Source organism: Mycoplasmopsis cricetuli ATCC 35279, from assembly GCF_000526955.1.
In the GTDB taxonomy this organism is placed as follows: Bacteria; Bacillota_I; Bacilli_A; order Mycoplasmatales; family Metamycoplasmataceae; genus Mycoplasmopsis; species Mycoplasmopsis cricetuli.
The window spans coordinates 1-7,507 of sequence record NZ_JAHB01000022.1 but is presented as its reverse complement, the minus strand read 5'-3'; the positions used below and the strand labels follow the sequence as shown (position 1 = coordinate 7,507).

Below are 7,507 nucleotides of genomic sequence, written 5' to 3'. Positions count from 1 at the left end.
ATAAATGCCGCAACAAGAATGCATGGAATGAGTTACTCACAATTTATTAATGGACTTAAAAAAGCAAATGTGACAATTAATCGTAAAATGCTTTCAGAATTAGCTATTAATGAACAAGAAACATTTAAAATGTTAATTGAACTTGCAAAAAATTAAAACGCTTTGCGTTTTTTTTTTTTTTTTTTTAATATTAGTTTATAAAGATATTAATTAAATATATGAAACATTTAAAGTTAATTAATTTAATTTTTTTGTTATTAATTATTAATAGTAGTTGTGCATTTTCAGTTGAAACGCAAAATAAGTTAATTCAAATAAAAGCTAAAAAATTAATTTATGCAACTGTTAAAAAAATTATTGATGGGGATACATTAATTGTTGAAAATGAAAATTCACAAATACTTAAAATACGTTTATATGGAATTGACACCCCTGAAGTGTCAAAAGAGCAAAATGATAGTTTACTATCTGAATTTGAAAATTTTTGAGGTCAAAAAGCAAAAAAATATTTAGAAGATTTTTTTAACAATTCAGTTGATTTTTATTATCAGACAGTTACTTTTGATAAATATAATCGAACTGTAGCAGTTGCGTATTTAAATTTAAATGTGGATTTTTCTAATTCAATTAATTATAAATTAGTTCAAAGTGGTTTTGCTAGAGTTGCATATATTACAAATGAAAATAAAAAAAGTATTTATTACACAAAAACAAATGAACAAAAACAATTTTATTATTCATTAATGCAAGCGCAACAAGAAGCAAAGACAAAGCAAAAAGGTATTTGAAAATTAAATGAAAAAAGAATTTTTAGTAAAAAGTGAATAAATTAATTTTTTGATTAAAAAATCATCTTATTTTTTAATAATTTAATAAAAAAAAGTAAAATTATTATTAATAATGAAAAATAGAGATCATCAGCCAAAAAATTTTTTTGAGCAAAAATCAGAAAAAAAAGATAAAAATAAGTTTAAAAAACTTAATCTTTTGGCTTTCAATTCAATTGCAAATAATCAGAAATCTCATTTTTTAAAAGTCCCTTTATTTAAAGATTTAGGATTATTTCAAAAGTGAAATATTCGTAAAATGGTTTTTGTGGCTATGTTAATTGCTGTTTCTGTTACTTTTACTATTGTAGGGACTCAAATTGTTCCAATTGCATCAATTCCTTCATACAAAATAGCTTTTATTAGTATTCCAGTAAAAATATCAGGATTTATTTTTGGACCAATTATTGGTTTTTTTGTTGGTTTTATGTCAGATCTTTTATCTTTGTTATTTGTTCCTCCTGCTGGGTATCATATTTTGTATACTTTATCTGCAGCAATTAGTGGAATGATTTCAGGAATTATTGGATGATTTTTTTTAAGATTTTTAAATTATGTTTTCAGTAAAGAATTTAAAGCGCGTTCTTATGAGTATAAAATTTGAAAATTAGGATTTAAATTAAGAAATGCTCTTGATCAAAAAAATCAAAATTTAGCAGTTAAATATTCACGCAAAATCATTGAAATTAGAAATAAAAAAAATTTTGTTTTAGAACATGGAAATAGTGAAAAAGTTAAAAATATTAACTTGTTTATTTCAGTAATTTTAATTTTTATTGTTATTACTATTGCAGCACAAATTCTTTTAAATATTCCAAAGGAAAGTTTTAGTTCACAAAACAAAAATATTTTATTTAAAAATAGAAATATTGCCTTACTTATTATAATAACTGGTTTTGCAAGTATGATTTTATTTGTCATTCAAGCAAGATTTAGATTATCAACCTCAAATTATTTAGCATTTGCCCCAATTATTGTTTTTTCTACATTACTTGAATTAATTAATATACCACTTTTATCAATTGCTGATTTACATTCTTTGGGTAGTGCAGATTTTTTAACCTGAATTAGTTATAGAATTGTAACTAGTCCAATTAAAATCTGATTTAATATTTTTGTCATTTATATTTCATATCAGGTTATTTCAAGATTAATTAGTAAAAATAAAAATATTTCATGAATATAGGTAATATGAGTCAAGAAAAGTTGCTATTAAGCTTAGATAATATTTTAAATTCTTCTTTTAAAGATGGTAACCATCATTTTTTAAATATCCCTAAAATTAATATTTATTTAAATAATCCAACTGTTTTTTTTATTGATAAAGAGTATAATAATTTTTCTTTTGATGAATTTTGAAAAACAATTATCAATAAAAAAGAATTTAATATTTCAATGTTTTTAGATAATGATAATGGTAATTTTATTAATGTTGTAACAGATAAAAATGAAATAAAAAAACATTTAGTTTTTTTAAATTTAAAAGAAATTTTTGATGGAAATGATAAAGATTTAGCTTTTTTTAAACTCTGAAAACAATCTTTAGTTAGTGATTCTGAACAAGAAGAATATATTTTAAAACTTGAACAAATGATTAATGATTTTGAAATATCAACAAAAAGTTTTTTCTTTAATTTGTTAGTAGGATCTAGTGATAAAATCATTGAATTAAATAATGGATTGCTTAGTAAACTTAGTATTTTATCTTCTAAATTAAGATCTAATTCAAAATATATTACTGAAAAGGAAATTATTACTTTTTTAAAAGAATTTAACAACTATGCTTTAAAATATCAAATTAATTTATTTGAATGTTATTTAGAATTATTTAAAGGAATTGTAAGTAGATATCATCTTTATATTAGTCATAAACCTTTATCAAATAGTTATATTCAAAAACAAGCAATTAATGAATATAAATTAGAACTTAAATATGCTAATAAAATTTCTGCAACATCACTTCAAAAAGTTGAAAATGATATTGATATTTCAAATTTAGAAAAAGAAATCAGTTTTCTTGAGGAATATAAACAAAAGAAAATAATTGAGTCAAAAAAAATAATTCAGTTAATTAAAAAGAAAATCAAAAAGAAAATCAATTTATTAAAAGAAGAAAAAAATAATAAATCTAATAAAAATTTAAATAAAAAACAGGCTCAACGGTCCATTTTCTACAATAGAGCAATTTTAAAATGTTGACAAAAAAATAAAAAATTTCTTAAATATGTTTCTTTTGAAAAACTTCAAGAATTAAATGAAATCATTGAAAATGAACAAAACTTTTTTGCATTTGATGATTGAAATAAACTATCAAATATTAATTTTTTGCAAAAAATAATTTTAGAAAAAGAAATTAAAAAAGATTTTGATGAAAAAGCATCCAGTTTTTACAAAAATTCTTTAAAAAATGAACAAAAAATTAATTTAGAAATTAAACAAGCAAATTATGATTTAAAAATAAATTTAAAAAAGAATTTCAAACAAATTGAAGGTTTAAAAAATACTTTTAAAATTAAAAAACTTGAAGATAAAATTAAATTGGCTGAAGCTGATTTAGAGTGAACTAATTATTCAGAGGAAAGATTATACAATAAAGCATTGAATAATAGTTTTACAAAAATTAAAACTTTAAATAAAAATATTAAAAGAACATTAAAAGAATCAACACAATATTTTAAATTTTTTATCAATTTTACTGATAGTAAAAATTTATTTAAAGAAATTAAATGATCTAATGAGTATGTTAAATTTGAGAACTTTTTCACTCAGTTTATTGATCTTGATTTATTTAATAATTTAATTTTCTTATTATCAGATTTTATTTTAAATAAAAATAAAGATCACACCAAATTTATTTATTATTTTATTGGATTGATTAAATTTATTGATGTAATTAATTATTTGTCACTTGATACTTCGGTTTACTTTACTCAATATAAATATTTAACTAATGATGAACAAACTAAATTAAAAATAGTTAATTTATTTTTAAATAAAACAAAAACAATTTTTATTAATGATAATTTGGAAAATTCAAATTATCAATTAAAAATTAACTTTTTAAAAACACTAAAACAAATAACAAAAGCATATAACTTAACTTATGTGTTTTTTACTGAGGATTTACAATTTTCAATTGATAATTTTACAGATATTCATTTCTTTTTTAATAACACTTTAATTGAGGGAGGTAAACTTAAAGAAGTTCTTAAATCTCCAATTAATCCATTCACTAAGAAAATAATTTCAAGATCTATAGAAAAATTTATAGATTTGGAAACTGAAAAAATTAATTTTTTTACTGGAAGAATTATTAATATCAATCACTCAAAAAAACATTATATTTATGCATCTTATAAAGATTATCAAAAATGAACTAATTCAATTATTAGCCCCTCTAAAATTCTTAATGATAATACTGAAAATTTATTAAATATAAAAATTAATACAAATGATAAATCACAATTAAAAAATTATTTAAACCTTAAAGAATTTATTATTACAAATCCAGAAGATTTTGCTAATTTAAAATTCAAAAAAATACCTTCAGATTTTAATAAAAAAATTTCTACTAAATTTCATGAGGAGCTTAAAAACAAAGAAAATTATTAGTTTTTTTATTTTACAATTTTAATCAATTAGTTCTAATAGATTTTTAAAAGTGATAAAATAAATGAAATTATATTTTTTAAAAATATATGTGTATCAATTAAATATTAGGAGAAAAAATGACACCACATATTAATGCTAAAAAAGGTGAAATTGCTAAAATTGTAATTATGCCAGGAGATCCACTTAGAGCCAAATTTATTGCTGAAAATTATTTAGATCCAGGATACAAATTAGTTAATTCAGTTAGAAATATGTTCATGTATACTGGAACCTATAAAGGAAAACCAGTCACTATTGCTGGTAGTGGAATGGGATGCCCTTCAATTGGTATTTATTCATATGAATTATTTAAATTTTATGATGTTGACTCAATTATTAGAATTGGATCAGCTGGATCATATTTAGATAATTTAAAAATATATGAAGTTGTACTTGCAACTGAAGCATATGCTGATGGGGATGCTTTTAGAAAAATTGCTTTAGGCAAGGAAGGTCAAATTGCATATCCATCTCAAGAATTAAATCAAGAAATTATACAAGTTGCAAAAAATTTAAATATTAAATTAAATTTAGGTAGAGTTCATTCTTCTGATGTATTTTATTCTGCAATTCCTATTGAAAAACGAATTGAATTATCAAAATCTGTTTGTGTTGAAATGGAATCATATGCATTATTTACAAATGCAGAAGCAACTGGTAAAAAAGCAGCCTGTTTACTTACTATTTCAGATAATTTAATTACTCATGAAGAAACAAATGCAGTTGAAAGACAAACTTCATTTACTAAAATGATGGAGATTGCTTTGAATTTAGCAAAATAAAATGCGCATAGTTGATTTAATTGATAAAAAACGTCATGGATTTGAATTATCTCAAGAAGAAATTTCTTATTTAATTAATTCATATGTTAAAAATGAAGTTCCAGATTATCAAATGAGTGCTTTTTTAATGGCAGTAGTTTGAAGATCAATGAGTACTCATGAAATTTCACAGATGACTAAAATTATGATGAATTCAGGAGATTTGATTAATTTAAATGAAATTCCTGGAATTAAAGTTGATAAACATTCAACAGGTGGAATTGGTGATAAAACTACTTTAGCAATAGCACCAATTATAGCTGCTTTAGGAGTTCCAGTGGCTAAGATGTCAGGAAGAGGACTTGGTCATACTGGTGGAACAATTGATAAATTAGAATCAATTCCTGGTTTTAATGTTGAACTTTCTGAGCATGATTTTAAAGAACAAGTTAAAAAACACTCAATTGCAATTATAGGTCAAAGTGCAAAGTTAGCTCCTGCTGACAAAAAGTTATATGCATTAAGAGATGTAACAGCAACTGTTGAATCAATTCCATTAATTGCTTCAAGTATAATGAGTAAAAAATTAGCAACTGGATCAAATGCCATTTTGCTTGATGTTAAGTGTGGGAATGGCGCATTTATGAAGAATTTATCTTCAGCACGTGAATTAGCTCAAACCATGATTGACATAGGGAAAGAATTAAATGTTGATGTAAGAGCTGAAATTACTAATATGTCAAGACCAATTGGAAGAGAAATTGGTAATAAAAATGAGGTATTAGAAGCAATAGAAACTTTAAAAAATAATGGACCAGCAGATTTTAAAGAGTTAGTATTTTCTTCATGTGCAACCATCTTAGAGCAAGCTAAAATTGCAACTTCATACAAACACGCAATGCAATTGATCACTGAAGTAATTGAAAATGGAAAAGCTTTAGATAAGTTTTATGAATTTATTTCTATTCAAGGCGGAAATGTTGAATCTTTAAAGAATAGTAATTTTTGATTGCCAAAATATAAATTTGAAATAAAATCTAAAGAAGAAGGATATTTAGAAATTTTTGATGCTTTAATTTTTGGTATAGTGTCTATGAAATTAGGAGCAGGGCGAGCAACAAAAGAAGATTTGATTGATTTTGATGCTGGAATTACTTTAAACAAAAAAACCAATGAATATGTAAATAAAGGAGATGTTTTATTTACATTATATTCATCAAAACCAATTGATGAAAAATTAGCTATTGAACTTCAAAAAGGTTATAAATTTAATCAAGCAATAGTTGAAAACAAAATAATTTTAGAAAAATTAAAATAAAAAAAGAGGTACAACATGAATTACAATCAAATGATTGATCATACTTTTTTAAAAGCAGAAGCAACAAATAAAGAAATTGACAAATTAATTAAAGAAGCAATTGAATTTAAGTTTAAAACTGTGTGTGTAAATTCTTCATATGTTAAATATGTATCAGACAAACTTAAAAATACAGAAATAGGAATCACTTCAGTTGTTGGTTTTCCATTAGGAGCTATGATAACTCAAGCAAAAGCATTTGAAGCAAAACTTGCCATTGATCATGGTGCAAATGAAATTGATATGGTTATTAATATTGGGAAATTCAAACAAGGTGATTATGAATATGTACTCAATGATATTAAAAAAGTTAAAGAAGCTTGTGGAAAGAAAATTTTAAAAGTAATTATTGAAACTGCCTTATTGTCAAATGAAGAAATTAAAAAAGCAACAGAAATTGTCATGAAATCAGGAGCTGAATTTATTAAAACTTCAACTGGTTTTAGTTATCGAGGGGCTAAATTAGAAGATATTAAAATTATAAAAAGTATTTGCGGTGATAAACTTTTAATTAAAGCAGCCGGAGGAATTAGTACCATTGAAGATTTAATTGCAATGCATCAAGCTGGAGCAACTCGATTTGGAACAAGTCGTTCAATTGCTATTGTTACCGGAAAACATTCTTCAAAGAATGATTATTAAAAAAAAAAAAAAAAACAGGATTTTATCCTGATTTTTTTTTAAATATTTTTCGTAATTTAAGGATTAAACTTTTTCCAACAAAAACTATGTTAAGCAAATAATTTAAAGCTGCAATTATTAGAATAACTATTGTATCGGCTGTAAAAAAAATTCAAATTAAATTTTTATTTTCAATGCGAGGAATTCATGTGATTGTGATAACAACTCCAATTAAAAACATTAGTATTTGATGTGTTGTTAGTTTAGAAATTTTAAATACTATCATAAAT

General features: G+C 22.9%; 8 protein-coding genes. 7 read left to right on the top strand and 1 reads right to left on the bottom strand.

Going from position 1 to position 7,507, the window contains the following annotated elements; all coding sequences use genetic code 4:
• The 7 genes from rplT to deoC form a co-directional block, all read left to right on the top strand.
• Window positions 1-156: 50S ribosomal protein L20 (gene rplT / locus U744_RS04360; protein WP_036432088.1), on the top strand; the 156-nt coding region annotated here is incomplete at its 5' end.
• Between the two features lie 62 nt (window positions 157-218).
• Entirely contained in the window at window positions 219-833 is a 615-nt protein-coding gene (locus U744_RS0103785; RefSeq protein ID WP_025755722.1) for a thermonuclease family protein, read from the top strand.
• 67 nt (window positions 834-900) lie between these two features.
• Window positions 901-2,013 carry a folate family ECF transporter S component gene (locus U744_RS0103780; RefSeq protein ID WP_025755721.1) on the top strand — a complete coding sequence of 371 codons (1,113 nt, stop codon included), beginning with the start codon at window positions 901-903 and terminating at the stop codon, window positions 2,011-2,013.
• 5 nt (window positions 2,014-2,018) lie between these two features.
• On the top strand, window positions 2,019-4,439 hold the full coding sequence (locus tag U744_RS0103775; RefSeq protein WP_156921663.1) for an MAG1360 family OppF-related protein: 2,421 nt from the start codon (window positions 2,019-2,021) through the stop codon (window positions 4,437-4,439).
• Window positions 4,440-4,555: 116 nt separating this feature from the next.
• Window positions 4,556-5,260: a purine-nucleoside phosphorylase gene (gene deoD, locus U744_RS0103770; RefSeq protein ID WP_025755719.1), complete on the top strand. Its 705-nt coding sequence runs from the start codon at window positions 4,556-4,558 to the stop codon at window positions 5,258-5,260.
• Window position 5,261: 1 nt separating this feature from the next.
• Window positions 5,262-6,557, top strand: a complete 1,296-nt coding sequence (locus U744_RS0103765) for a pyrimidine-nucleoside phosphorylase (protein WP_025755718.1) — start codon at window positions 5,262-5,264, stop codon at window positions 6,555-6,557.
• Window positions 6,558-6,572: 15 nt separating this feature from the next.
• Window positions 6,573-7,238 (top strand): deoxyribose-phosphate aldolase, encoded by a 666-nt coding sequence (deoC, locus tag U744_RS0103760; protein WP_025755717.1) that lies wholly within the window; start codon window positions 6,573-6,575, stop codon window positions 7,236-7,238.
• 22 nt (window positions 7,239-7,260) lie between these two features.
• On the opposite strand, the gene U744_RS04355 is transcribed toward deoC, so the two are convergent.
• On the bottom strand, window positions 7,261-7,507 hold a 247-nt coding region (locus U744_RS04355; protein WP_036432079.1), incomplete at its 5' end, for a hypothetical protein.